Below are 23,994 nucleotides of genomic sequence, written 5' to 3'. Positions count from 1 at the left end.
GTGAACATTCGAAAACTCGCTTTCCTGTGCGCCCTTCTGGGCGCATTTATTCTGACGTTTGTCATGCTTCCCCCAGGCACACTCTCCCTGGAAGGGATTAAAACCCACCAGCAGGCACTCCTCTCCCATGTTGACCACGCGCCGCTGCAAAGCGCGCTGATCTTTTTTGCCCTCTACGTGGCGGTCTCTGCCCTGTCGATCCCCGGCGCGGCGATCCTCACCCTGCTGGGCGGAGCGTTATTTCCCCTGTGGGAAGGCACCCTTCTGGTCTCGTTTGCCTCCACGCTCGGGGCGACGCTTGCGATGCTAGCCAGCCGTTATCTGCTGCGCGACGGGGTCCAGCGGCGGTTTGCTCAACAGATGAAAACGGTGAACGCCGGTATGGCGCATGACGGCGCGGGCTATCTTTTTGCCCTGCGCCTGATGCCGCTGTTCCCGTTTTTCCTGGTGAATTTGCTGATGGGGCTGACCCGCATTGGAGTCTGCCGCTACTGGTGGGTCAGCCAGGTCGCCATGCTGCCCGCGACGGTGGTCTTTCTCAACGCCGGGCGCGAGCTGGGGAAAGTGGCGTCCCTGCGCGATATTTTGTCGCCGGGCATGCTAATCGCCTTTACACTACTGGGGTTATTGCCGCTGGCGACGCGCCGGCTGTTTTCCCGTTATCTCCCGTCTGTTAAAAAGTGAGGCATTATGCGCCGTGTGCGTTTTTGCGCGTTCCTGACAGGTCTGCTGCTGGCAGCCCCCCTCTGTGCCGCCGAAAGCTGGCACGCTATCCAACAGCAGGCCAAAGGCCAGACCGTCTGGTTTAACGCCTGGGGCGGCGATCCGGCGGTCAACCGCTACCTTGAGTGGGTCAGCGGTGAGATGCAAACGCACTACGCCATTACCCTAAAAATTGTCCCGCTGGCGGACGCCGCCGATGCGGTAAAACGGATCCAGACGGAAGCCGCCGCGGGGCGTAAGGCCAACGGCTCGGTTGACCTGCTGTGGGTCAACGGCGAAAACTTCCGCACGTTAAAAGAGGCGAACCTGCTGCAAACCGGATGGGCGCAGTCGTTGCCAAACTGGCGCTATGTCGATACCCGTAAACCCGTCACGGAAGATTTTGCGATTCCCACAGACGGGGCGGAATCGCCGTGGGGCGGCGCGCAGCTGACCTTTATCGCCCGCAAAGCCAGCATGCCGACGCCGCTGGTGGATCCGCAGGCGCTGCTGGCGTACGCGCAGCAGCACCCGGGCAAAGTTAGCTATCCCCGCCCACCCGATTTTACCGGCACGGCATTTCTTGAGCAGCTGCTGCTGACGCTTACGGCGCATCCAGAGGTGTTACAAAAAGCGCCCGATGCAACGTTTGCTCAGGTTACGGCGCCGCTCTGGGCCTACCTCGATAAGCTGCAACCGCTGCTGTGGCGCGAAGGAAAAGATTTCCCTCCCTCGCCTGCCCGAATGGATACCCTGCTTGCCAGCGGCAGTCTGAACCTGTCGCTGACCTTTAACCCGGCGCATGCGCAGCAGAAAGTGGCGAGCGGCGAACTGCCCGCCGACAGCTACAGCTTTGGTTTCCAGAGCGGGATGCTCGGCAACGTCCATTTTGTGGCTATCCCGGCCAATGCCAGCGCGAGCGCGGGTGCAAAGGTGGTCGCTAATTTCCTGCTGTCACCGCTGGCGCAAATCCGCAAGGCCGACCCGGCCATCTGGGGAGACCCGAGCGTCCTGGATGCGAAAACGCTCCCCGAAGAGGAAGCGAAACAGCTGCTGGACCATACGCCTCAGGGGCTGCCGCAGGTGCTTGCAGAGCCGCAGTCCGCCTGGGTGAACGCGCTGGAGCAGGAATGGCTGCGTCGTTACGGCACCCGCTGAGCGGCCTCGTCTGGCTGGCGATGGCGGTGATTTATCTGCCGCTCCTGCCCGCCGGCGTGATGCTGTTCGCACCGGCGCTTTCTGCGACAAACTGGCAGCGGCTGCTGAACGATCCGCAGCTGCCGCAGGCGACCGTCGCCACGCTGGTCTCAACGCTCATCGCCACGCTGGGGGCATTGCTGATTGCCCTTTTCTTCGTCTGCCTTTTGTGGCCAGGTCAACGCTGGCGACGCCTCACGACCCGGCTGCCCTGGCTGCTGGCGATCCCCCATGTGGCGTTCGCCACCAGCGCGTTACTGCTGTTTGCCGAGGGCGGTCTGTTTTATCAGCTCTGTACCGTCTGTACGGCTCCGTTTGACCGCTACGGCGTCGGGCTGGGCCTGACGCTCGCGGTCAAAGAGAGCGCGTTCGTGCTGTGGGCCATTTACGCCGTACTGCCGGAACAACGGCTCGCGCAGCAGAAGATCGTCCTGCAGACCTTTGGCTACGGGCGTTATCAGACGCTCAGCTGGCTGATCCTCCCGGCGATCGCGCCTGTCCTCGGCGCGGTGATGCTGGCGGTGCTGGCATGGTCGCTCTCGGTCGTGGACGTGGCGATCGTTCTCGGGCCCGGTAACCCGCCCACCCTGGCCGTGCTGGCCTGGCAGTGGCTAAGCCAGGGCGACGCGCAGCAGCAGGCAAAAGGAATGCTGCTGTGCCTGCTTCTCCTTATGCTGCTGGCCGCGCTTGCCGCCCTCGGATACGGCCTCTGGAAGGCATGGCGGCGCACAATCCCAGACCTCGCGGGGACGCGCCGAAGGTCTCAGCGCGTCCTGCCTGAGCGGGCACTCAGCGGGTTACTGCCCGCGTGCGGCATCCTGTGCGCTGCGGTACTGCTGATGCTGGCGCAAGGGGGCGACGTGGGTTCCGTGGGGAACAGCCTCTCCTTCGGCCTGCTGTCGAGCCTGATCGCCCTCATCGTCATTTTTCTCTGGCTGGAATGGGGACCGCAGCGCGGCGCAGCGTGGGTGTGGTCACCGCTCGCCCTTCCGGCGCTGCCGCTCGTCACCGGGCAATACTTTATTGCATTACGTCTGGGGCTCGACGGGCGCTATGTCGCCGTGCTCTGGAGCCATCTGCTGTGGGTGTTGCCGTGGATGCTGCTGGTTCTGCAGCCCGCCTGGCGGCGGATCGACCCCCGGCTTATCCTTACCGCCAGAACGCTCGGCTGGCGACGGGCAAAAATATTCTTACTGCTGAAATGCCCCCTGCTGGTGCGCCCGGCGCTGCTGGCCTTTGCTATTGGTTTTTCCGTCAGCATAGCGCAATACATGCCGACGCTCTGGCTGGGCGCGGGGCGCTTCGCCACGCTGACCACCGAAACCGTCGCGCTCAGCAGCGGGGGCAGCATCCCTGTTCTCGCCAGCAGGGCGCTGGGATTACTGCTGGTCACGGGAACGGTGTTCGGTCTTGCCGCCCTGTTATCCCGGCTCGCGGGCCGCTATCGTCAAGGATTACGTTAATGCTGAAGGTTAAAGATCTCACCATCGAACCGCTTTTCCGCGAGGTCAATTTTTGCGTTCCTCGCGGGGAGATCGTTACCCTGATGGGGCCGTCCGGCAGCGGCAAATCGACCCTTTTTGCGTGGATGGTCGGCGCGCTGTCAGACGATTTCCAGGCGCGGGGCGAACTGTGGCTCGACGCGCGTCGCTGCGATAGCCTCCCTGTTGAATCCCGCGGGCTGGGCATTCTCTTTCAGGATGCGCTGCTGTTTGAACAGTTCAGCGTCGGGCAAAATTTGCTGCTGGCCTTGCCTGAGCGGATCGTCGGGAGAGCGCGTCGGGAAGCGGTCAAGCAGGCGCTGGATTCCGCCGGCCTGAGCGGTCATTACGCCAGCGATCCGGCCACCCTCTCCGGCGGGGAGCGTGCCCGTGTCAGCCTGCTGCGGGCCCTGCTCGCAGAGCCGCAGGCGCTGCTGCTGGACGAACCGTTCAGCCGCCTCGATAAAACGCTGCGCACGACGTTTCGGACATGGGTTTTTGAAGCCGTCCGCGCGCGCAATATCCCGGTGGTGCTGGTCACGCACGATGAGGACGATATTCCGCCCGGCGGCGAGCTGATTGAGATTTCTCGCTGGCAATAATGTGCTAACGCAATGTTTTCCGTTTCGGGAGAGACGACAATGCCCCCCTCTTTTACTGACGTCAGGTTATTCGATGAAACGTGTTTCTCAACTGACCGCGCTGGCCCTGCTCTGCGGCCTCGCTTCCTTTTCCTCTCTGGCGGCTGATATGGCCAACGTGATGACGCTCTCCCAGCTTCAGGCGCAGCACGGCACGCCTGTCGACACCCGCCCCAGCGCGTTCTATAACGGCTGGCCGCAAACCCTCAGCGGCCCCTCAGGACATGAACCCGCCGCACTCAACCTGGCTGCCGCCTGGCTGGGCGCAATGAGCGACGAGCAGATTGCGAGCTGGGCAAAACAGCATCAGCTTACGCCTGCAACCGCCATCGCCCTGTACGGCGACGAGAACGATAACCTGGCGGTGAAATCCCGCCTGGAGAAAGCCGGATACCGCCACGTCTCGCTGCTCAGCGACGCGCTGCAGACGCCCGACCGCCTTCAGCGCCTGCCTCACTTTGAACAGCTGGTTTACCCGCAGTGGATCCACCGCCTCCAGCAGGGTAAACCCGTGACCGCCGCGCCGGCGGGTGACTGGAAAGTGATTGAAGCCGCCTGGGGCGCACCGAAGTTTTACCTGCTGAACCACATTCCCGGCGCGGGCTACATCGACACCAACGAGGTAGAAAGCGAGCCGCTGTGGAATAAAGTCTCCGACGACAAGCTGAAAGCGATGCTGGAGAAGCGCGGGATCCGTCACGACACCACCGTCATTCTGTATGGACGTGACGTTTACGCCGCCGCGCGCGTGGCGCAGATCATGCTGTATGCGGGCGTGAAGGATGTGCGTATTCTCGACGGCGGCTGGAAGGCGTGGTCCGATGCAGGCCTGCCGGTTGAACGCGGCACGCCCGGCAAAGTGGCGCCAGCCCCCGATTTCGGCGCGCCGATCCCCGGCCAGCCGCAGCTGATGGTTGATATGGAACAGGCGCGCGGGATGCTGCACCGTCAGGATGCCTCCCTGGTCAGCATTCGTTCGTGGCCGGAGTTCATCGGCGAAACCAGCGGCTACAGCTACATCAAGCCAAAAGGTGAAATAGCCGGTGCCCGCTGGGGTCATGCGGGCAGCGACGCGACCCATATGGAAGATTTCCATAACCCGGATGGCACCATGCGCAGCGCGGACGATATCGCCGCCCAGTGGAAGCGCTGGAATATTCTGCCGGAACAGCACGTCGCGTTTTACTGCGGCACCGGGTGGCGGGCGTCAGAAACCTTTATCTACGCCCGGGCGATGGGCTGGAAGAATGTCGCCGTCTATGACGGCGGCTGGTACGAATGGAGCAGTCATCCGCAGAACCCGGTCACCACCGGCGCGCGCGGGCCCGAGAGTGCGCTCTAACGGGTGAGTGACTTTAGCGTCACATAGCCGCTCCAGACGCGCGTTGTGGTGGTCAGCCAGCACAGCGCGCCGAATACCCACGCGAACAGCGTAAAGTGCGCCGGGAAGAGGCAGCACAGCACGAACAGCGCGATGGTCTCCGTCCCTTCCGTTAACCCACCGATGTAATAAAACGACTTGTGCGCATAGCCGGGGTTGTCGATATCGTGCTTCGCGGCCAGCGCCGCAAACGCCAGAAAGCTGCTACCGGTACCGATAAACGCAAACAGCAGCCAGGCGGCCGCGAGCGCATTCTCTGCGGGAGCCGCGAGCGCAAAGCCAAACGGCACCAGGGCGTAGAACAGAAAATCGAGCGCGATGTCGAGAAATCCGCCCGCGTCGGTCAGCCCTCTCCGGCGCGCCAGCGCGCCGTCCAGACCATCCAGCAGGCGGTTAAGCACGATGGCAGCCAGCGCCGCCGGATACCAGCCGAGTGCCAGAGACGGCAGCGCCAGCACGCCGATGGCAAACCCGGTCAGGGTCAATCCGTCGGGCGTGATGCCCGGCTTATCCAGCACGGAAACCAGACGATTCAGAACGGGCTTTACTCGCGGATGAAGATGACGGTCAAGCATGGGGAGCCTCGTTAAACGTGGCGCACAGCCCCTGCGCCGGAATATCCAGCGCGGCATTAAAACGGGCGGAGAGATTCTGAAACGCAATCAGCGCCGTCATCTCGGTGATGGCATCGTCCGTGAAGTGGCGTTTCAGCGCCGTTCTGACTGCCTCATCCGCCCGGGGCGGCGTGGCGGTCATCGCCTCGGCGTAGGCCAGCGCCGCGCGCTCCTGCTCGGTGAACAAGGCGGAATCCTGCCAGTCGCTCACGGCCTGAACCTTATCCAGCGCGCCGCAGCGCTCGGCCAGACGCAGGCTGTTGGCATCAATACAGAAAGCGCAGTGACAGAGCTGGGATACCCGCGTCATGAGCAGCGAACGCAGCGCGGGCGTCAGGCGCGCGTGACGGCGCTCCAGAAAGCCGACAAACAGCGCCACCAGCCAGAACAGACGCGGCATTCGCCCCCACCAGCGGGTGGGATTCAGCACCGCGCCAAAATGCTTTTTCTGCATGGCGGCAATCGGTTTAAGGCTGGCGGGAAGGGATTCGAGGGGGGCAACCCAGGCGGTGGACTCTTTCACCTGATTCTCCTGTTTACTGGACTCTGAGAAAGGGCACGATAATATGTCTTTTTTCGCTATCAATTATTGACGACCATGCTGAAAACACTCGATGTCGTTGCCGCCATCATCGAAAAAGACGGCAACATTTTACTGGCGCAGCGCCCTGCCCACGCCGACCAGCCGGGAATGTGGGAATTTGCAGGCGGTAAAGTCGAGGCCGGAGAAACCCAGCCAGAAGCGCTTATCCGCGAGCTGCGTGAAGAGTTGGGCATTGACGCCCTGCCGGGACAATACGTGGCAAGCCACCAGCGGGAAGTCTCGCAGCGGTTGATTAACCTGCATGCCTGGCACGTTCCTGCTTTTCGCGGCGAGCTCACGGCGCACTACCACAGCGCGCTCGCGTGGTGTACGCCGGAAGAGGCGTTTGGCTACGCCTTAGCCCCCGCGGATATTCCGCTGCTGGAAGCCTTTATTGTTTTACGCGACGCCAGACCAGCGGGTTCGTGCTGATGGCGCGCTCGTCGCGCTGGCACTGCAGCAGAATGCCGTCCGCTTTCACAACGGCCCCTTCCGAGTAGTTCTGATTCTGATAGATACAGCACTGATTGCAGGGCTGCACCGTTTGATTCTGGCCGCTGGAGCTAAACACTTCCGGCGGCACATTCACTTCCACGTCCGGGAGAATGGGGTTGGCCTGCACGCCTGCGGTAAAGATCAGACATAACGCGGTGAGTAGATAACGTTTCATAGACACATCTTCCAGTAGTTCCTTGATAATGACTATAACGGTAAACCAGAGCGGAACCTTTAATTTATCTCTTCATCGCTTTTCGTTATGACGCCCGCCCTCTCATTAATTTCCCTTTCGTCATAAATTTCTGCTTGCCTCACAAAGCGGTACGGGTGGTATAGTCAAAAAAACAACACAAATCGCATAAGTAATAAACATAAAATACGATAAGAGGTTCTTATATCTATGGATCAGACACGCTCTCTGGAAAGTTTCCTTGCCCATGTTCAGCAGCGCGACCCGCACCAAAGCGAGTTCGCGCAGGCCGTGCGTGAAGTTATGACCACCCTGTGGCCCTTCCTTGAACAAAACCCGCGTTATCGCCAGATGTCTTTGCTTGAACGCCTTGTCGAGCCAGAGCGCGTGATCCAGTTCCGCGTGACGTGGGTTGACGATCGCAACCAGGTACAGGTTAACCGCGCGTGGCGCGTTCAGTTTAACTCGGCCATTGGCCCGTTTAAGGGCGGCATGCGTTTTCATCCGTCCGTGAACCTGTCGATTCTGAAATTCCTCGGCTTCGAGCAGACCTTTAAAAACGCCCTCACCACGCTACCGATGGGCGGCGGGAAAGGCGGCAGCGATTTCGACCCGAAAGGCAAAAGCGAAGGCGAAGTGATGCGCTTCTGCCAGGCGCTGATGGCCGAACTCTACCGCCACCTCGGCCCGGATACCGACGTTCCTGCCGGTGATATCGGCGTGGGCGGACGTGAAGTGGGCTTTATGGCCGGGATGATGAAAAAGCTCTCCAACAACAGCGCCTGCGTCTTTACCGGCAAGGGGCTGTCGTTTGGCGGGAGCCTGATCCGCCCGGAAGCGACAGGATACGGCCTGGTTTACTTCACCGAGGCGATGCTCAAGCGTCACGGTTTAGGCTTTGAAGGCATGCGCGTCGCGGTATCCGGCTCCGGTAACGTGGCGCAGTATGCTATTGAGAAGGCGATGCAGCTTGGCGCTCGCGTGGTGACCGCCTCTGACTCCAGCGGCACGGTGGTGGATGAAGCGGGCTTCACGGCAGAGAAGCTGGCGCGCCTGTGTGAAATCAAAGCCAGCCGCGACGGTCGCGTGGCGGATTATGCCCGGGAGCTTGGCCTGACCTACCTGGAAGGGAAACAGCCGTGGGGCGTGCCGGTGGATATCGCCCTGCCGTGCGCAACACAAAACGAGCTGGATGCAGACGCCGCGCGTACCCTGATTAGCAACGGCGTAAAAGCGGTGGCCGAAGGGGCGAATATGCCGACCACCATCGACGCGACGGATCTGTTCCTTGAGGCGGGCGTGCTGTTTGCGCCGGGCAAGGCCGCTAACGCGGGCGGCGTGGCGACCTCCGGCCTTGAGATGGCGCAAAACGCAGCGCGTCTCGGCTGGAAGGCGGAGAAAGTGGATGCGCGCCTGCACCACATCATGCTCGATATTCACCATGCCTGCGTGGAGTACGGCGGCGAGGCATCGCAAACCAACTACGTGCGCGGGGCGAATATCGCCGGGTTCGTGAAGGTGGCGGATGCGATGATTGGTCAGGGTGTGATTTAAGGTTTATCGCGTGCGGCCGGGTGCCCTCACCCCGGCCCTCTCCCACGGGGAGAGGGAGAAAAAACGTGTGTCAGGCCGCGCTCTTTTTCTTCTTGAACGGTTTCTTCGCGCCGCCACCGGGTGCAACCATCCCTCGGAACGTTTTCACCGGCGTGCTGCGCGCCTGATCGATCAGCTGATAAAGCGTCCCAACCAGCGGCTGCATAAAGTCCTGATAGCGGCACTGCTTCTCGCTGATCTGCGTCAGCACCGATTCCCAGTGCGCGGTCATGTCCGGCCTGGCGGCCAGCTCCGGCAGAGAGTGGATTAGCGCCCGGCCCGGCTCCGTTGAGTGGATGTAGCGTCCCTTTTTCTCCAGGAAGCCACGCTTAAAGAGCAGCTCGATGATCCCCGCGCGGGTTGCTTCCGTACCGAGACCGTCGGTGGCGCGCAGGATCTTCTTCAGATCTTTATCCTGCACAAACCGGGCGATCCCGGTCATCGCCGACAGCAGCGTCGCATCGGTGAAATGGCGCGGCGGCTGGGTCTGACGTTCAACCACTTCGCCCTTCTCGCACAGCAGCTCGTCATCTTTGGCGACCACCGGCAGCGGCGTGCCGTCGTTCTCTTCGTCGCGCTCTTTGTTGCCGAGCAGCGTGCGCCAGCCCGCTTCCGCAAGGAAACGCGCTTTTGCGATAAACTTGCCTTTGGCAATCTCAAGCTCAATCACGCACTTGCGGAATACCGCGTCCGGGCAGAACTGCATCAGGTACTGACGGGCGATCAGGTTATAGACCTTCGCTTCGTTCTCGGTCAGGTTGACGTTGCTGGCGCGGGCCGTCGGAATAATCGCGTGGTGGGCATCGACTTTTTTATCATCCCAGCAGCGGTTATGGGTGTCCGGGTTTACCGCCGGCTGCGGGAGCAGATCCGGCGCGTGGACGCTGATGGCGTTCATCACCGAATGGCGTCCGGCAAAGTGCTCTTCCGGCAGATAGCGGCTGTCCGAACGCGGGTAGGTGATGAGCTTGTGGGTTTCATAGAGCTTCTGGCAGATGTCCAGCACGTTCTGCGCGCTGAGGCCAAAGCGCTTCGCGGCCTCAATCTGCAGGGCCGACAGCGAGAACGGCAGCGGCGCGGGTTCTGATTCCCGTTTATCGTTATAGCTGGTGACGATAGCCGGCTGGCCGGTAATGCGGTTAACCACATGATCCGCCAGAGGACGATGCAGCAAACGCCCCTCTTCATCCTGGTACGATTCGCAGGCATCGCTCGGCTGCCAGACGGCGGTAAAGCGCTCATCTTTAGGCGTGACGATATGCGCTTTCACCTCAAAGAAATCTTTGGCGACGAAGTTCTCAATCTCTTCGTCGCGACGCACGACCAGCCCCAGCACCGGCGTCTGCACGCGCCCCACTGAAAGCACGCCCTGATAGCCCGCGTTGCGCCCAAGAATGGTGTAGGCGCGGGTCATGTTGATACCGTACAGCCAGTCGGCGCGGGCGCGGGCTAAAGCCGAGACGCACAGCGGAATAAATTCGCTGTTGGCACGCAGGCGCGAAATCGCCCGCTCGACGGCCTGCGGGTTGAGGTCGTTGATCAGGCAGCGCTGCACCTGCTGGCGCTTCTCCGGCGCCAGCTCAAGATAGTCCAGCACCTCATCCACCAGCAGCTGCCCTTCCCTGTCCGGGTCACCCGCGTGCACGATCTCAGCGGCTTCATGCAGGAAGCGCTTGATCACGTTGAGCTGTTTGGTGACGGAGGGACGGGGCTGCAGGCGCCATTTTTCCGGCACGATGGGCAGATCGTTTAAATTCCAGCGGGCGTAGCGGCTGTCATAGACGTCCGGCTGCGCCTGCTCAAGCAGGTGACCAATACACCAGGTGACCACCTGCCCGTTACCGCATTCGATAAAGCCGTCACCTTTGCGATGCGGCTTAGGCAGCACGTCGGCGATGGCACGGGCCAGGCTCGGCTTTTCGGCAATAAACAACCGCATCGAATTAACGGATCTCAATCATCGGACGACCGCCGCGCGCGGTCACCAGCTCGCCGATTGCCGTCAGGGTGATGCCGAACTCGGCGGCAGTGGCCTGAACCTCGGCTTCGGATTCCGGCGTGACCGCCAGCAGCAGGCCGCCGGAGGTTTGCGGATCGCACAGCAGGCTGCGCCACTCCGCAGGCATTTCGCCCATCAGGTGACCGTAGCTGGCGAAGTTGCGCTGGGTACCGCCCGGCACCGCGCCCTGAGCAATATACTCCTCCACGCCCGGCAGCTTCGGCACGTCCTGATACCAGACCTGCGCCTGCACGCCCGCGCCCTGACACACTTCAGAGAGGTGCCCCAGCAGACCAAAACCTGTGACGTCGGTCATCGCCTTCACGCCGTCGATATTGGCAAACGCCGCACCGGCGAGGTTCATCTGGCACATGACTTCGGTTGCCAGACCTTTGTGCTCCGGTTTCAGCAGGGATTTTTTCTCGGCGGTGGTCAGCACGCCAATGCCCAGCGGCTTGGTGAGGAACAGTTTGCAGCCCGCCTGCGCGGTGCTGTTGCGCTTCACGCGTTCGGTCGGCACTACGCCGGTAACGGCCAGGCCAAAGATAGGCTCCGGTGCATCAATAGAGTGACCGCCGGCCAGGGCAATCCCCGCCTGCTGGCAGGCAAAGCGTCCGCCATCAATCACCTCGCGGGCCACTTCCGGCGGGATGGTGTTGATCGGCCAGCCCAGAATGGCAATCGCCATGATCGGCTTACCGCCCATCGCGAAGATATCGCTGATGGCGTTGGTGGCCGCAATGCGCCCGAAGTCGAACGGGTTGTCGACAATCGGCATAAAGAAGTCGGTAGTACTGATAATGCTGGTGCCGTTACCTAAGTCATAAACTGCAGCATCGTCACGCGTTTCGTTGCCGACAAGCAGGTTCGGGTCGACAAACTTCGCCTGTTCACTGTGCAGGATGGTCTCCAGCACTTTCGGGGAAATTTTACAACCGCAACCGGCTCCGTGGCTGTACTGCGTTAAACGAATGGTTTGCTCGCTCATGGACGTCTCCTGTCATCTCAATCGCGCTATGGTAGCGCTCATTCCATAAAGAGGTAAGTATGACTGTCTGAATTCTGCGGCAGATGCTCAGAATCCAGACAGTTTAGGCGCGTTATCAGAAATGGCTGACGAAAGGCGTGGTGTCCGGAATACTGATGGTGCTGGAGGCTTTAAGCTGCGGGGTACCGAGATAGAGGAAACCGACAATCTTGTCATGCTCACCGCAGCCAAAACCGTCACGGACCGCCGGGCTTTCGGTCAGCGCACCGGTACGCCAGATACCGTTAAAGCCCTGCGCGACGGCGGCCATCTGCATCGCCATCACCGCACAGCCTGCGGACATTTCCTGTTCCCAGACCGGCACCTTATGGTCAGCCTGGCATTTCGCCACGACGGCGATAATCATCGGGGCGCGGAACGGGGCATTGCGCGCTTTGTCGATACCTTTCTCATCCTGCCCGGCGGCAATCGCGCCCTGCTCCAGCAGCTGGCTGAAACGATCGCGGCCTTCGCCTTCAATCACAAAGAAGTGCCACGGCTGCAGCGTGCCGTGATCGGGGGCACGCATGCCGGCACGCAGAATGTTCTCCAGCTGCTCGCCTGCCGGGGCAGGTTCGGCCAGACGGGAAGCGCTACGGCGGTTAACAAGCAGTTCGAGTGCGTCCATTGGTTAACTCCTTTATTGAAATTTACTCACAAAATTAACACGACGGCAGATTTTGTTACAGCCTGGCAGGCGATTCCTGCTGACAAGTGGCGGTTGGGTCATTACGATAACCCAACATTACCGTCCAGTGGCGACGGAAACAGTCATTTTCTGGTTAGGGAGAATACATGCGAACCCTTTGGCGAATCATTGCCGGTTTCTTTAAATGGACGTGGCGACTGCTCAACTTCGTCCGCAACCTGGTGATGAACATCTTCTTCATCCTGCTGGTTCTGGTTTGCGCGGGTATTTGGATGCACATCAGCAACGCGAATCAGGCGCAGCATTCGACTCGCGGGGCCCTGTTACTCGATATCACCGGCGTTATCGTTGATAAACCGTCCGCCAGCAACCGTCTGGGGGCAATCAGCCGCCAGCTGTTTGGCGCGACATCAGACCGTCTGCAGGAAAACTCCCTGTTCGATATCGTCGATACCATCCGCCAGGCCAAAGACGACCGGAACATCACCGGGATCGTGCTGGATCTGAAAGATTTTGCCGGAGGCGATCAGCCTTCAATGCAGTACATCGGTAAAGCGCTGCGCGAATTCCGCGACAGCGGCAAGCCGGTGATTGCCGTGGGCGACAGCTACAGCCAGGGGCAATATTACCTGGCGAGCTTCGCCAATAAAATCTGGCTCTCCCCACAGGGGACCGTCGATCTGCACGGCTTTGCCACCAACGGCCTGTACTACAAATCCCTGCTCGACAAGCTGAAGGTCACCACCCACGTCTTCCGCGTCGGCACGTATAAATCCGCCGTCGAGCCGTTTATCCGCGACGACATGTCTCCAGCCGCCCGTGAAGCGGACAGCCGCTGGATTGGCGAGCTGTGGCAGAACTATCTCGGCACCGTTGCCGCCAACCGCCAGATTACGCCTGAGCAGGCATTCCCTGGCGCGCAGGGCGTGCTCGAAGGCCTGCGTAAAGTTGACGGTGATACCGCAAAATATGCGCTCGATAACAAACTGGTTGATGCCCTGGGCACCAGCGCCGAGATTGAAAAAGCACTGAGCAAGCAGTTTGGCTGGAGCAAAGAGGATAAAAATTACAGCGCCATCAGCATGTATGATTACTCTACGAAAAAGCCGGATGACAGCGGTGACAGCGTCGCGGTGGTCTTTGCCAACGGCGCCATCATGGACGGCCAGGAGACTCCGGGGAACGTGGGCGGCGATACTACCGCGTCACAAATCCGCGATGCTCGTCTGGATCCGAAAGTTAAAGCGATTGTCCTGCGGGTGAACAGCCCTGGCGGCAGCGTCAGCGCCTCCGAGGTGATCCGCGCCGAACTGGCCGCGGCGCGCGCCGCTGGCAAGCCGGTGGTTGTATCCATGGGCGGAATGGCCGCCTCCGGCGGTTACTGGATCTCAACCCCAGCCAACTACATCGTGGCCAACCCAAGCACGCTGACCGGTTCGATTGGCATCTTCGGGGTGATCAACACCGTGGAAAACAGCCTGGATTCTCTGGGCGTGCATACCGATGGCGTGGCCACCTCTCCGCTGGCGGATGTGTCGGTGACCAAATCCCTGCCGCCGGAAGTCTCTGAGATGATGCAGCTCAGCATTGAGAACGGCTATAAGCGCTTTATCACCCTGGTGGCGGACTCGCGTAAAAAGACGCCTGAGCAGATCGACCAGATCGCACAGGGACACGTCTGGACCGGCCAGGATGCGAAGAGCAACGGTCTGGTGGACAGCCTGGGCGACTTCGATGACGCGGTGAAAAAAGCCGCCGAGCTGGCGAAGCTCAAGCAATGGCATATCGAGTATTACCAGGACGAGCCGTCGTTCTTCGATATGGTCATGGACAGCATGTCCGGCTCGGTACGCGCCATGCTGCCGGAGGCGATGCAGGCTTACCTGCCTGCGCCGGTCGCCACGGCAGCGAAAGCGATGAAGGCGGAAAGCGATAAGCTCGCGGCCTTTAACGATCCACAGAGTCGTTACGCGTTTTGCCTGACCTGCGCTAACGTCCGTTAAAAACCGTCCCCTCTTCCCGCGAAGAGGGGATTTTTTTCTTTTGAAGAACAAGAACTCACTACCATGCAGAAGAAATCGATTTATGTAGCCTACACTGGCGGTACCATCGGTATGCAGCGCTCTGAAAACGGCTATATCCCTGTCTCCGGCCACCTTCAGCGTCAGCTTGCGCTGATGCCAGAATTCCACCGTCCGGAAATGCCTGACTTCACCATCCACGAATACGAGCCGCTGATGGACTCCTCCGACATGACGCCGGAAGACTGGCAGCACATCGCGGATGACATTAAAGCCCATTACGACCAGTACGACGGCTTCGTGATCCTGCACGGCACCGACACCATGGCGTTTACCGCCTCGGCGCTGTCCTTCATGCTGGAGAACCTGAGCAAGCCGGTTATCGTCACCGGGTCGCAAATCCCGCTGGCGGAGCTGCGCTCGGACGGGCAGATCAACCTGCTGAACTCCCTGTACGTGGCGGCGAATTACCCGATTAACGAAGTGTCGCTGTTCTTTAATAACCGTCTGTATCGCGGCAACCGCACCACCAAAGCCCATGCTGACGGTTTTGACGCCTTCGCCTCCCCTAACCTGCAGCCGCTGCTTGAGGCCGGAATTCATATCCGTCGTCTGGGCACGCCGCCTGCGCCGAACACCGCCGGCGAGCTGATCGTGCATCCGATCACTCCGCAACCGATTGGCGTGGTCACTATCTACCCGGGTATCTCTGCCGACGTGGTGCGTAACTTCCTTCGCCAGCCGGTGAAAGCGCTGATTCTGCGCTCCTATGGCGTAGGTAATGCCCCGCAGAACGGCGAATTCCTGAAAGAGCTCCAGGAAGCCAGCGAGCGCGGAATTGTGGTCGTGAACCTGACCCAGTGTATGTCCGGGAAGGTCAACATGGGCGGCTATGCCACCGGCAACGCGCTGGCGCATGCGGGAGTCATCAGCGGCTTCGATATGACCGTTGAGGCAACGCTGACTAAACTTCACTATTTACTGAGTCAGGATCTGGACATTCAGTCCATTCGCAGCGCGATGATGCAAAACCTGCGCGGCGAGCTGACCCCGGACGAATAAGGAGTACTCATGAAGCAACGCGCCCTGCTACTGGTCGATTTGCAAAATGATTTCTGCGCGGGCGGTGCGCTGGCCGTCGCCGAAGGTGACAGCACCGTTGACGTGGCAAACACGCTGATTGACTGGTGCAAAGCCCGCGGTGAAGCGGTTGTCGCAAGCCAGGACTGGCACCCGGCGAACCACGGCAGTTTTGCCAGCCAGCACAACGTCGAGCCTTTCACTCAGGGGGAACTCGACGGGCTGGCGCAAACCTTCTGGCCGGATCACTGCGTACAGCAGACGGAAGGCGCGGAGCTGCATCCGCTCCTGAATCAGAAAGCCGTCGACGCGGTGTTCCATAAAGGTGAAAACCCGGCTATCGACAGCTATAGCGCGTTTTTTGATAACGGGCATCGCCAGAAAACGGCGCTGGACGCGTGGTTACGTCATCACGAAATCACGGAGCTGATCGTGCTGGGCCTGGCGACGGATTACTGCGTGAAGTTTACCGTGCTGGACGCGCTCCAGTTAGGTTATACCGTTAGCGTCATCACCGACGGCTGCCGCGGGGTGAACATTAACCCGCACGACAGCGCTCAGGCGTTTATGGATATGGCTGCGGAAGGCGCGACGCTGTATACGCTCGAAGACTGGCTGGAAACGCAGGCGTAGTCTTTTACGCCCTCTCCCTGTGGGAGAGGGCATCAACCCGCACCGTTATTGCATTTTCATCGTCGCAATCGGCTTCGGCGTAATGCCGAAGTCTTCTTTCAGCTCGCGCTTGCTCTTCATCACCATCTGGCCTTCGGTGTCGATCGTCATGTGCTGCGCGTCGGTGTTATTGCGCGCCTGCCACAACATCACCAGCTGTAAACTGTTCTCTTTTTGCTCCGGCGTCAGCGCGACGCCGTCGGGCCATTTTCCCAGTTCTACGGCGGTCACCAGACGCTGATAAATTTCCGGCGTCATGCCGCTAATCATGTCATCAATATTCACACTCGCGCCCTTTCAAAGGAATAATTTGCTGAATCGTTTTTTCAACCCTTGATCTGGTCACCGTTCTCATCATCGGTGAAGCTCATTGAGGCCGAGTTTACGCAGAAACGCTCGCCCGTAGGCTGTGGGCCATCCGGGAAGACGTGCCCAAGGTGCGCATCGCAGTTGCCGCAGCGAATTTCCGTGCGCACCATGCCGTGCGACGAGTCGGTCAGGTAGCGGATGGCCTCATCGCTCACCGGCTCGTAAAAACTCGGCCAGCCGCAGCCAGAATCAAATTTCGTTTGTGAATTGAACAGCGGCGCATCACAGACCAGACAGTGGTAGACGCCGTCTCGCTTGTTGTGCAGTAAACGCCCGGTGAACGGCGGTTCCGTCCCGTGATTCTGCGTCACGTAAAACTGCATTTCTGTGAGGTTTTTTTTCAAATCGTCAGGGTTACGTTGGTTCGACATATGCTTACATCTCGCTGTAGAAACAGACATCTTTCAACCCGGATTCTAACAAAACATTAACACCCTTGCGTGCACTTTTGATCTAAACTTATGTGTCGCGAATAAGCGGTCAGGCAATTGTGATCATGTTCACATTTTTATCCTGCGAGGACTTTAAAATCCCGGCTCAGCCCCCATATGGGTGCAAGCTCAAAGGGAAAGTGAGGCGAGTCAGTCGCACAAACGTTAGTCACAGGATTGATTTGTCGCAATGATTGACACGATTCCGCTTGACGCTGCGTAAGGTTTTTGTAATTTTACAGGCAACCTTTTATTCACTAACAAATAGCTGGTGGAATATATGACTATCAAAGTAGGTATCAACGGTTTTGGCCGTATCGGCCGTATTGTTTTCCGTGCTGCTCAGAAACGTTCTGACATCGAAATCGTTGGTATCAACGATCTCCTGGACGCTGAATACATGGCGTACATGCTGAAGTACGACTCAACTCACGGTCGTTTCGACGGCACCGTTGAAGTGAAAGACGGCCACCTGGTTGTTAATGGCAAAACCATCCGCGTTACTGCTGAAAAAGACCCAGCTAACCTGAAATGGAACGAAATCGGTGTTGACGTTGTTGCTGAAGCAACCGGTATCTTCCTGACCGACGAAACTGCACGTAAACACATCACTGCGGGTGCGAAGAAAGTTGTTCTGACTGGTCCTTCTAAAGACAACACCCCAATGTTCGTTCGTGGTGCAAACTTCGAAACTTACGCTGGCCAGGATATCGTGTCTAACGCATCCTGCACCACCAACTGCCTGGCACCGCTGGCTAAAGTTATCAACGACAACTTCGGCATCATCGAAGGTCTGATGACTACCGTTCACGCAACCACCGCTACTCAGAAAACCGTTGATGGCCCGTCTCACAAAGACTGGCGCGGCGGCCGTGGCGCGGCTCAGAACATCATCCCATCCTCTACCGGTGCTGCTAAAGCTGTAGGTAAAGTACTGCCAGAACTGAATGGCAAACTGACTGGTATGGCGTTCCGCGTTCCAACTCCTAACGTATCCGTTGTTGACCTGACCGTTCGTCTGGAAAAAGCTGCTTCTTATGAAGAAATTAAGAAAGCAATCAAAGCTGCTTCCGAAGGCGCAATGAAAGGCGTTCTGGGCTACACCGAAGACGACGTTGTATCTACCGATTTCAACGGCGAAATCTGCACTTCAGTATTCGATGCTAAAGCAGGTATCGCACTGAACGACAACTTCGTGAAACTGGTTTCCTGGTACGACAACGAAACTGGCTACTCTAACAAAGTACTGGACCTGATCGCTCACATCTCCAAATAAGTTGAGATGAGTGTTTGATCCAAAAAGGCGACTTCGGTCGCCTTTTTTTATTTATAAGACAGAGGATTGCTTAATGATTAATAAAATTTTTGCACTTCCGGTAGTCGAACAACTTACCCCTGTGCTCTCCCGCCGTCAGATCGACGGTGCCGACGTTATCGTCGTTGACCATCCACGCGTTAAAGCGTCCGTGGCGCTGAACGGCGCTCACCTGCTCTCCTGGAAACCGGAAGGTGAAGCCGAAGGTTTGTGGCTGAGCGATGCGACCTCCTTCAAAAAAGGGGCGGCTATTCGCGGTGGCGTACCGATCTGCTGGCCGTGGTTCGGCCCGTCCGCACAGCCGGGTTTGCCGTCTCACGGTTTTGCCCGCAACCAGCAGTGGACGCTGAAAGCGCATAACGAAGATGACAACGGCGCAGTGCTGACCTTTGAGCTGCAGGCTAATGATGAAACCCGCGCCCTCTGGCCGCACGATTTCACCCTGTATGCCCGCTTCAAGCTGGGTAAAACCTGTGAAATCGAACTGGAAGCTCACGGCGAGTTCGAAACCACCTCTGCCCTGCACACCTATTTCAACGTGGGTGATATCAGCGCAGTGAAGGTGAGTGGCCTGGGCGATACCTATATCGACAAAGTGGATAACGCGAAAGAAGGCAAACTGAGCGACGGCGTTCAGGCATTCCCTGACCGTACCGATCGCGTTTACCTGCACCCGGAAGCGTGCAGCGTGATCCACGACGGTGCCCTTAACCGCGGCATTGAAGTGGTCCATCATCATCACAGCGACGTGGTGGGCTGGAACCCGGGTCCTGCGCTGTCCGTCAGCATGGCCGACATGACGGATGATGGGTATAAAACGTTTGTCTGCGTGGAAACGGCTCGCGTGACTAACCCGCAGAAAGCGAGTGAGGAAAAACCGTCTCGTTTAGGGCAGACGATTCGCATTGTTAAGCGATAAATTCTCTGCACCACGCTAAAGCAAACGGGGCGCAAGCGCCCCGTTTTAATGCATCAGTTGCACGATATTAGTGCGCAATCAGAACTTGTAGCTCACACCCACAGAGAAGATGCCTGCCCAGGACTTATCGACCATCGGGCTATCCTTAACTTCGTCGCTCAGACGCTCATAGCGGCCGGTACCGTACACGCTCCAGTCGCCAAGGAAGTTGTAGCTCGCGGTCAGCTCCAGGTAAGGATCCCAGCCGTCATCTGCACTGTAACTTTTCAGACCACTGCGGCGGGACTCGTTTTTAGAGACGCCGTAATAGTAGTCGTTGTAGTTCTCGCTGTTGTACTGCACACCGATACCCGGCGTCAGGGTGAGCCCGCCGTTGGTGTAGCGGTATAACCAAGCCAGATCCCAGATAAAGCCGTTGCTGTTGTCCAGCGTATCACCCGCCAGGGCCGTACGCAGGAAGCCATACTCGGTGTTATGTACATACGAGAGCCCGGCCATCATGGTGCTTTTACGCTTGTCGAGCTGGCGAAGCGCATGGCTGTCGCTGTCACCCGGCTTGAAGTGCGTTGGATCGTAGTAGGCCATGATGGAGAGCTTATCGGCCTTATCGTTCCAGAGATAGTAGCCGCCGCCGAGCCCGCGGAACCAGACGTTGTCGCCTTCATAGGTGATAACGGGAACAGGATAAACATCACGGTCATACTGTTTATACGGGCTGTTAATGACGCCAACACCCGCGCCAACCGTCCACTGACTTTCCGCCTGTGCGGTGTTCACTGCGGTCGCGGCAAAGATGCCTAATGCCAGAAGTTTGAGTTTGGTCACAATCCATTCTTTCCTGTAGTCAAATAATCAGCGGATGAAGTGTAACCGCCATTCCCGTACATCCCAAAATTTTTTGCCTGCTAATCAGTCTGATTAACCCGTTATTTTTAACTTTTCAGATGACAACCCGCTTTCATTTATATGACCACTGAATGAAAAACGTGCATTTGTCTTATAACGACAGTGGAAATTTTTGGATGAGTTATTGATATGTCATTGAAAGTAGATTTTCTGGGCATGCAAGTTTTGCAAATGCCATCTACGCTTAAATTTAAGAAGAGTTTCCCTGAACACCCTGCGGTTCTTAGCGTCTGACCTGGCACACAGGTTGCTGCTCTGGCAGTGAGGTGCGAGAGATTCTCTTCCGGGAGCCTCCACTACTCATACGAACGGCTCTTATCCTGTGCTAAAAAACGAAAGGACGGCATGCCATGAATATATTCGATCACTATCGCCAGCGCTATGAAGCTGCCAAGGACGAAGAGTTCACACTGCAGGAGTTTCTTACCATCTGTCGGCAAGATCGCAGTGCCTATGCCAATGCGGCAGAACGGCTATTGATGGCTATTGGTGAGCCAAACATGGTTGACACTGCCCTGGAGCCTCGGCTTTCCCGTCTCTTTTCGAATCGGGTGGTCGCCCGATACCCGGCGTTTGAAGAGTTCTATGGTATGGAAGATGCCATCGAACAGATTGTCTCCTATCTAAAACATGCCGCTCAGGGTCTGGAAGAGAAGAAACAGATCCTCTATTTACTCGGCCCGGTGGGTGGCGGTAAATCCTCGCTGGCTGAACGCCTGAAGTCGCTGATGCAGCGCGTCCCTATCTATGTGCTGAGCGCCAACGGTGAACGCAGCCCGGTGAACGACCATCCGCTGTGCCTGTTCAATCCGCAGGAAGACGCGCAGATTCTGGATAAAGAGTATGGCATCCCGCGTCGCTACCTCGGCACCATCATGTCGCCGTGGGCGGCAAAACGCCTGCACGAGTTTGGTGGCGACATCACCAAATTCCGCGTGGTGAAGGTCTGGCCGTCTATCCTTGAGCAGATCGCCATCGCCAAAACAGAACCGGGGGATGAGAACAACCAGGATATCTCGGCTCTGGTAGGTAAAGTCGATATCCGTAAGCTGGAAAACTTCGCGCAAAACGATCCGGACGCCTACGGTTACTCAGGCGCGCTGTGCCGTGCTAACCAGGGGATTATGGAATTCGTCGAGATGTTTAAAGCACCGATTAAAGTGCTGCATCCTCTGCTGACGGCTACCCAGGAAGGCAACTACAACGGGACGGAAGGTATCTCCGCCCTGCCGTTTAACGGGATTATTCTCGCCCACTCGAACGAATCTGAATGGGTCACCTTCCGTAATAACAAAAACAATGAGGCCTTCCTTGACCGCGTGTACATCGTCAAGGTGCCTTATTGCCTGCGGATTTCCGAAGAGATCAAAATTTATGAGAAATTGCTTAACCACAGCGAACTGGTGCACGCCCCTTGCGCGCCCGGCACGCTGGAAACGCTGTCGCGCTTCTCCATCCTTTCGCGTCTGAAAGAGCCGGAAAACTCCAGCATCTACTCAAAAATGCGCGTCTATGACGGTGAGAGCCTGAAGGACACCGACCCGAAAGCGAAATCGTATCAGGAGTACCGCGATTACGCTGGCGTCGACGAGGGGATGAACGGTCTCTCCACGCGTTTCGCGTTTAAGATCCTCTCCCGCGTCTTTAACTTCGACCATGCGGAAGTGGCGGCCAACCCGGTTCATCTGTTCTACGTGCTGGAGCAGCAAATCGAACGCGAGCAGTTCCCGCAGGAGCAGGCTGAACGCTACCTTGAGTTCCTCAAAGGTTACCTGATCCCGAAATACGCCGAGTTCATTGGCAAAGAGATCCAGACGGCCTACCTGGAATCCTATTCAGAATACGGGCAGAACATTTTCGACCGTTACGTCACCTATGCTGACTTCTGGATCCAGGATCAGGAGTACCGTGACCCGGATACCGGCCAGCTGTTTGACCGTGAATCCCTGAACGCGGAGCTGGAAAAAATCGAGAAGCCTGCCGGAATCAGCAACCCGAAAGACTTCCGTAACGAGATTGTCAACTTTGTCCTGCGCGCCAGAGCGCATAACAACGGGCGCAATCCGAACTGGACCAGCTACGAGAAGCTGCGCACGGTCATTGAGAAGAAAATGTTCTCCAATACCGAAGAGCTGCTGCCGGTGATCTCGTTTAACGCCAAAACCTCAACCGATGAGCAGAAAAAGCACGACGACTTTGTCGACCGTATGATGGAAAAAGGCTACACCCGCAAGCAGGTCCGCCTGCTCTGCGAATGGTATCTGCGCGTGCGTAAATCGTCTTAAAACAAGTGCCCGGTGGCGGTTAGCGCTGACCGGGCCTACAAAATGCAAGTTGGCAAATGCAGTACGGGGGGTATATGACCTGGTTTATTGACCGGCGTCTTAACGGCAAAAACAAGAGCACGGTGAACCGCCAGCGCTTCTTGCGTCGTTATAAAGCGCAAATTAAACAGTCTATCTCCGAGGCCATCAACAAACGCTCGGTGACCGACGTCGACAGCGGCGAATCTGTCTCCATCCCCACCGATGACATCAGCGAACCGATGTTTCATCAGGGGCGAGGCGGCCTGCGCCATCGCGTACACCCAGGTAATGACCACTTCGTTCAGAACGACAGAATTGAGCGTCCTCAGGGCGGCGGCGGTGGTTCAGGAAGCGGTCAGGGACAGGCCAGCCAGGACGGTGAAGGTCAGGACGAATTTGTCTTCCAGATTTCGAAAGACGAATATCTCGACCTGCTGTTTGAAGACCTGGCGCTGCCGAATCTGAAAAAGAATCAGCATCGTCAGCTTAATGAATACAAAACCCATCGCGCGGGCTATACCGCCAACGGCGTGCCCGCCAATATCAGCGTCGTGCGTTCGTTGCAGAATTCGCTGGCGCGACGAACGGCCATGACGGCGGGCAAACGGCGCGAACTGCGCGAGCTGGAGAGCAGCCTGAAGGTCGTGGAGAACACGGAACCGGCGCAACTGCTGGAAGAGGAGCGCCTGCGTAAAGAGATTGCGGAACTTAGAGCGAAGATCGAACGGGTACCGTTTATCGACACCTTCGACCTGCGCTACAAGAATTACGAAAAACGCCCTGAGCCCTCCAGCCAGGCGGTGATGTTCTGCCTGATGGACGTTTCCGGCTCGATGGACCAGGCCACGAAGGATATGGCGAAGCGTTTTTATATTCTGCTCTACCTGTTCCTGAGCAGAACCTATAAGAACGTGGAGGTGGTTTATATTCGTCACCATACTCAGGCGAAAGAAGTAGATGAACATGAGTTTTTCTACTCGCAGGAGACCGGCGGGACCATCGTATCAAGCGCTCTGAAGCTGATGGATGAAGTGGTCAAAGAGCGTTACGACCCGGCGCAGTGGAACATTTATGCCGCGCAGGCGTCCGATGGCGACAACTGGGCCGACGACTCACCGCTGTGTCACGAGATTCTGGCGAAGAAAATTCTGCCGGTGGTGCGGTACTACAGCTATATCGAAATTACCCGTCGCGCGCACCAGACCCTGTGGCGGGAGTATGAACATCTGCAAGCAATGTTCGATAATTTTGCCATGCAGCATATCCGTGACCAGGATGATATCTATCCGGTGTTCAGGGAGCTGTTCCATAAACAATCTGCTACCAGCAACGCATAATCCAACAGCCAGCGAACGCGCTGGCTGTTTTCTTTCGACCCCGTTCATCCCGTGCTAATGTAGAAAGCTGCATACAGGATTAT

At 58.0% G+C, this 23,994-nt stretch carries 23 protein-coding genes; 14 read left to right on the top strand and 9 right to left on the bottom strand.

Annotated features, from left to right (window positions below):
* From ACMGGX_RS18380 to ACMGGX_RS18360, 5 genes are all read left to right on the top strand, one after another.
* The gene (locus ACMGGX_RS18380) at positions 1-684 is read left to right on the top strand and encodes a TVP38/TMEM64 family protein (protein WP_348560959.1); all 684 of its coding nucleotides are present in this window, start codon (positions 1-3) and stop codon (positions 682-684) included.
* Positions 685-699: 15 nt separating this feature from the next.
* Complete coding sequence (locus ACMGGX_RS18375) at positions 700-1,860, top strand: ABC transporter substrate-binding protein (RefSeq protein ID WP_420298768.1); 1,161 nt, start codon at positions 700-702, stop codon at positions 1,858-1,860.
* The gene (locus tag ACMGGX_RS18370; protein WP_420298697.1) at positions 1,833-3,362 is read left to right on the top strand and encodes a thiamine ABC transporter permease; all 1,530 of its coding nucleotides are present in this window, start codon (positions 1,833-1,835) and stop codon (positions 3,360-3,362) included. Before ACMGGX_RS18375 ends, ACMGGX_RS18370 begins: the two co-directional genes overlap by 28 nt.
* The gene (locus ACMGGX_RS18365; protein ID WP_348560956.1) at positions 3,362-3,982 is read left to right on the top strand and encodes an ATP-binding cassette domain-containing protein; all 621 of its coding nucleotides are present in this window, start codon (positions 3,362-3,364) and stop codon (positions 3,980-3,982) included. The genes ACMGGX_RS18370 and ACMGGX_RS18365 overlap by 1 nt, the downstream gene beginning before the upstream one ends.
* 73 nt (positions 3,983-4,055) lie before the next feature.
* Entirely contained in the window at positions 4,056-5,363 is a 1,308-nt protein-coding gene (locus ACMGGX_RS18360) for a sulfurtransferase (protein WP_348560955.1), read from the top strand.
* Here the strand turns inward: ACMGGX_RS18360 and ACMGGX_RS18355 are convergent.
* Both ACMGGX_RS18355 and ACMGGX_RS18350 read right to left on the bottom strand, forming a co-directional pair.
* Positions 5,360-5,977, bottom strand: coding sequence for a CDP-alcohol phosphatidyltransferase family protein (locus ACMGGX_RS18355; protein ID WP_420298696.1), 618 nt, complete (start codon positions 5,975-5,977; stop codon positions 5,360-5,362). The two genes, ACMGGX_RS18360 and ACMGGX_RS18355, sit on opposite strands and share 4 nt — an antisense overlap.
* A complete protein-coding gene (locus ACMGGX_RS18350; RefSeq protein WP_420298695.1) occupies positions 5,970-6,539 on the bottom strand; it encodes a carboxymuconolactone decarboxylase family protein in 570 nt (189 codons plus the stop codon). Before ACMGGX_RS18350 ends, ACMGGX_RS18355 begins: the two co-directional genes overlap by 8 nt.
* A gap of 75 nt (positions 6,540-6,614) precedes the next feature.
* Between ACMGGX_RS18350 and ACMGGX_RS18345 the strand changes: the two genes are divergently transcribed.
* A complete protein-coding gene (locus ACMGGX_RS18345; RefSeq protein WP_032657918.1) occupies positions 6,615-7,031 on the top strand; it encodes a pyrimidine (deoxy)nucleoside triphosphate diphosphatase in 417 nt (138 codons plus the stop codon).
* On the opposite strand, the gene ACMGGX_RS18340 is transcribed toward ACMGGX_RS18345, so the two are convergent.
* Entirely contained in the window at positions 6,991-7,269 is a 279-nt protein-coding gene (locus ACMGGX_RS18340) for a DUF1496 domain-containing protein (RefSeq protein WP_029742006.1), read from the bottom strand. The two genes, ACMGGX_RS18345 and ACMGGX_RS18340, sit on opposite strands and share 41 nt — an antisense overlap.
* A 228-nt stretch (positions 7,270-7,497) precedes the next feature.
* Between ACMGGX_RS18340 and gdhA the strand changes: the two genes are divergently transcribed.
* Positions 7,498-8,841: an NADP-specific glutamate dehydrogenase gene (gene gdhA, locus ACMGGX_RS18335; RefSeq protein ID WP_420298694.1), complete on the top strand. Its 1,344-nt coding sequence runs from the start codon at positions 7,498-7,500 to the stop codon at positions 8,839-8,841.
* Positions 8,842-8,911: 70 nt separating this feature from the next.
* Here the strand turns inward: gdhA and ACMGGX_RS18330 are convergent, their stop codons facing one another.
* From ACMGGX_RS18330 to ACMGGX_RS18320, 3 genes are all read right to left on the bottom strand, one after another.
* Complete coding sequence (locus ACMGGX_RS18330; protein ID WP_181594900.1) at positions 8,912-10,819, bottom strand: DNA topoisomerase III; 1,908 nt, start codon at positions 10,817-10,819, stop codon at positions 8,912-8,914.
* A 4-nt stretch (positions 10,820-10,823) separates the two neighbouring features.
* Positions 10,824-11,867, bottom strand: a complete 1,044-nt coding sequence (selD, locus tag ACMGGX_RS18325) for a selenide, water dikinase SelD (RefSeq protein WP_181594899.1) — start codon at positions 11,865-11,867, stop codon at positions 10,824-10,826.
* A 115-nt stretch (positions 11,868-11,982) separates the two neighbouring features.
* Entirely contained in the window at positions 11,983-12,534 is a 552-nt protein-coding gene (locus tag ACMGGX_RS18320) for an NAD(P)H nitroreductase (protein WP_045401546.1), read from the bottom strand.
* Positions 12,535-12,701: 167 nt separating this feature from the next.
* Here ACMGGX_RS18320 and sppA point away from each other — a divergent pair, with 167 nt between their 5' ends.
* From sppA to pncA, 3 genes are all read left to right on the top strand, one after another.
* Entirely contained in the window at positions 12,702-14,558 is a 1,857-nt protein-coding gene (sppA, locus tag ACMGGX_RS18315; protein WP_348560951.1) for a signal peptide peptidase SppA, read from the top strand.
* Between the two features lie 63 nt (positions 14,559-14,621).
* Positions 14,622-15,638: an asparaginase gene (gene ansA / locus ACMGGX_RS18310; protein WP_008500705.1), complete on the top strand. Its 1,017-nt coding sequence runs from the start codon at positions 14,622-14,624 to the stop codon at positions 15,636-15,638.
* Positions 15,639-15,647: 9 nt separating this feature from the next.
* Positions 15,648-16,289: a bifunctional nicotinamidase/pyrazinamidase gene (pncA, locus tag ACMGGX_RS18305; protein ID WP_063440295.1), complete on the top strand. Its 642-nt coding sequence runs from the start codon at positions 15,648-15,650 to the stop codon at positions 16,287-16,289.
* Between the two features lie 45 nt (positions 16,290-16,334).
* Here pncA and ACMGGX_RS18300 read toward each other — a convergent pair whose 3' ends face one another.
* Both ACMGGX_RS18300 and msrB read right to left on the bottom strand, forming a co-directional pair.
* Positions 16,335-16,598: a YeaC family protein gene (locus tag ACMGGX_RS18300; protein ID WP_420298767.1), complete on the bottom strand. Its 264-nt coding sequence runs from the start codon at positions 16,596-16,598 to the stop codon at positions 16,335-16,337.
* 56 nt (positions 16,599-16,654) lie between these two features.
* Positions 16,655-17,068 carry a peptide-methionine (R)-S-oxide reductase MsrB gene (gene msrB / locus ACMGGX_RS18295; RefSeq protein WP_008500710.1) on the bottom strand — a complete coding sequence of 138 codons (414 nt, stop codon included), beginning with the start codon at positions 17,066-17,068 and terminating at the stop codon, positions 16,655-16,657.
* A gap of 340 nt (positions 17,069-17,408) precedes the next feature.
* Here msrB and gapA point away from each other — a divergent pair, with 340 nt between their 5' ends.
* Both gapA and ACMGGX_RS18285 read left to right on the top strand, forming a co-directional pair.
* Positions 17,409-18,404: a glyceraldehyde-3-phosphate dehydrogenase gene (gapA, locus tag ACMGGX_RS18290; protein ID WP_023311257.1), complete on the top strand. Its 996-nt coding sequence runs from the start codon at positions 17,409-17,411 to the stop codon at positions 18,402-18,404.
* 73 nt (positions 18,405-18,477) lie between these two features.
* The gene (locus ACMGGX_RS18285; protein WP_121931280.1) at positions 18,478-19,362 is read left to right on the top strand and encodes a D-hexose-6-phosphate mutarotase; all 885 of its coding nucleotides are present in this window, start codon (positions 18,478-18,480) and stop codon (positions 19,360-19,362) included.
* A gap of 78 nt (positions 19,363-19,440) precedes the next feature.
* Here the strand turns inward: ACMGGX_RS18285 and ACMGGX_RS18280 are convergent, their stop codons facing one another.
* Positions 19,441-20,187 (bottom strand): MipA/OmpV family protein, encoded by a 747-nt coding sequence (locus ACMGGX_RS18280; RefSeq protein ID WP_023311255.1) that lies wholly within the window; start codon positions 20,185-20,187, stop codon positions 19,441-19,443.
* A gap of 431 nt (positions 20,188-20,618) precedes the next feature.
* On the opposite strand from ACMGGX_RS18280, the gene yeaG reads away from it, so the two are divergent.
* The gene (gene yeaG, locus ACMGGX_RS18275; RefSeq protein WP_008500713.1) at positions 20,619-22,553 is read left to right on the top strand and encodes a protein kinase YeaG; all 1,935 of its coding nucleotides are present in this window, start codon (positions 20,619-20,621) and stop codon (positions 22,551-22,553) included.
* A gap of 74 nt (positions 22,554-22,627) precedes the next feature.
* A complete protein-coding gene (locus ACMGGX_RS18270) occupies positions 22,628-23,911 on the top strand; it encodes a YeaH/YhbH family protein (RefSeq protein WP_032651499.1) in 1,284 nt (427 codons plus the stop codon).
* Positions 23,912-23,994 lie beyond the last annotated feature (83 nt).

It is taken from the genome of Enterobacter sp. BNK-29, assembly GCF_048684785.1.
Lineage (GTDB): Bacteria > Pseudomonadota > Gammaproteobacteria > Enterobacterales > Enterobacteriaceae > Enterobacter > Enterobacter cloacae_M.
Note: the sequence above shows the minus strand (reverse complement) of the source record. Positions and strands in the feature narration are given on the sequence as shown.

Coding starts and splice junctions, on each gene's coding strand:
- ACMGGX_RS18370 (WP_420298697.1), top strand. CDS start 1,833: ATGGCTGCGTCGTTACGGCACCCGCTGAGCGGCCTCGTCTGGCTGGCG.
- ACMGGX_RS18365 (WP_348560956.1), top strand. CDS start 3,362: ATGCTGAAGGTTAAAGATCTCACCATCGAACCGCTTTTCCGCGAGGTC.
- ACMGGX_RS18360 (WP_348560955.1), top strand. CDS start 4,056: ATGAAACGTGTTTCTCAACTGACCGCGCTGGCCCTGCTCTGCGGCCTC.
- ACMGGX_RS18355 (WP_420298696.1), bottom strand. CDS start 5,977: ATGCTTGACCGTCATCTTCATCCGCGAGTAAAGCCCGTTCTGAATCGT.
- ACMGGX_RS18345 (WP_032657918.1), top strand. CDS start 6,615: ATGCTGAAAACACTCGATGTCGTTGCCGCCATCATCGAAAAAGACGGC.
- ACMGGX_RS18340 (WP_029742006.1), bottom strand. CDS start 7,269: ATGAAACGTTATCTACTCACCGCGTTATGTCTGATCTTTACCGCAGGC.
- gdhA (WP_420298694.1), top strand. CDS start 7,498: ATGGATCAGACACGCTCTCTGGAAAGTTTCCTTGCCCATGTTCAGCAG.
- ACMGGX_RS18330 (WP_181594900.1), bottom strand. CDS start 10,819: ATGCGGTTGTTTATTGCCGAAAAGCCGAGCCTGGCCCGTGCCATCGCC.
- selD (WP_181594899.1), bottom strand. CDS start 11,867: ATGAGCGAGCAAACCATTCGTTTAACGCAGTACAGCCACGGAGCCGGT.
- ACMGGX_RS18320 (WP_045401546.1), bottom strand. CDS start 12,534: ATGGACGCACTCGAACTGCTTGTTAACCGCCGTAGCGCTTCCCGTCTG.
- sppA (WP_348560951.1), top strand. CDS start 12,702: ATGCGAACCCTTTGGCGAATCATTGCCGGTTTCTTTAAATGGACGTGG.
- ansA (WP_008500705.1), top strand. CDS start 14,622: ATGCAGAAGAAATCGATTTATGTAGCCTACACTGGCGGTACCATCGGT.
- pncA (WP_063440295.1), top strand. CDS start 15,648: ATGAAGCAACGCGCCCTGCTACTGGTCGATTTGCAAAATGATTTCTGC.
- ACMGGX_RS18300 (WP_420298767.1), bottom strand. CDS start 16,598: ATGATTAGCGGCATGACGCCGGAAATTTATCAGCGTCTGGTGACCGCC.
- msrB (WP_008500710.1), bottom strand. CDS start 17,068: ATGTCGAACCAACGTAACCCTGACGATTTGAAAAAAAACCTCACAGAA.
- gapA (WP_023311257.1), top strand. CDS start 17,409: ATGACTATCAAAGTAGGTATCAACGGTTTTGGCCGTATCGGCCGTATT.
- ACMGGX_RS18285 (WP_121931280.1), top strand. CDS start 18,478: ATGATTAATAAAATTTTTGCACTTCCGGTAGTCGAACAACTTACCCCT.
- yeaG (WP_008500713.1), top strand. CDS start 20,619: ATGAATATATTCGATCACTATCGCCAGCGCTATGAAGCTGCCAAGGAC.
- ACMGGX_RS18270 (WP_032651499.1), top strand. CDS start 22,628: ATGACCTGGTTTATTGACCGGCGTCTTAACGGCAAAAACAAGAGCACG.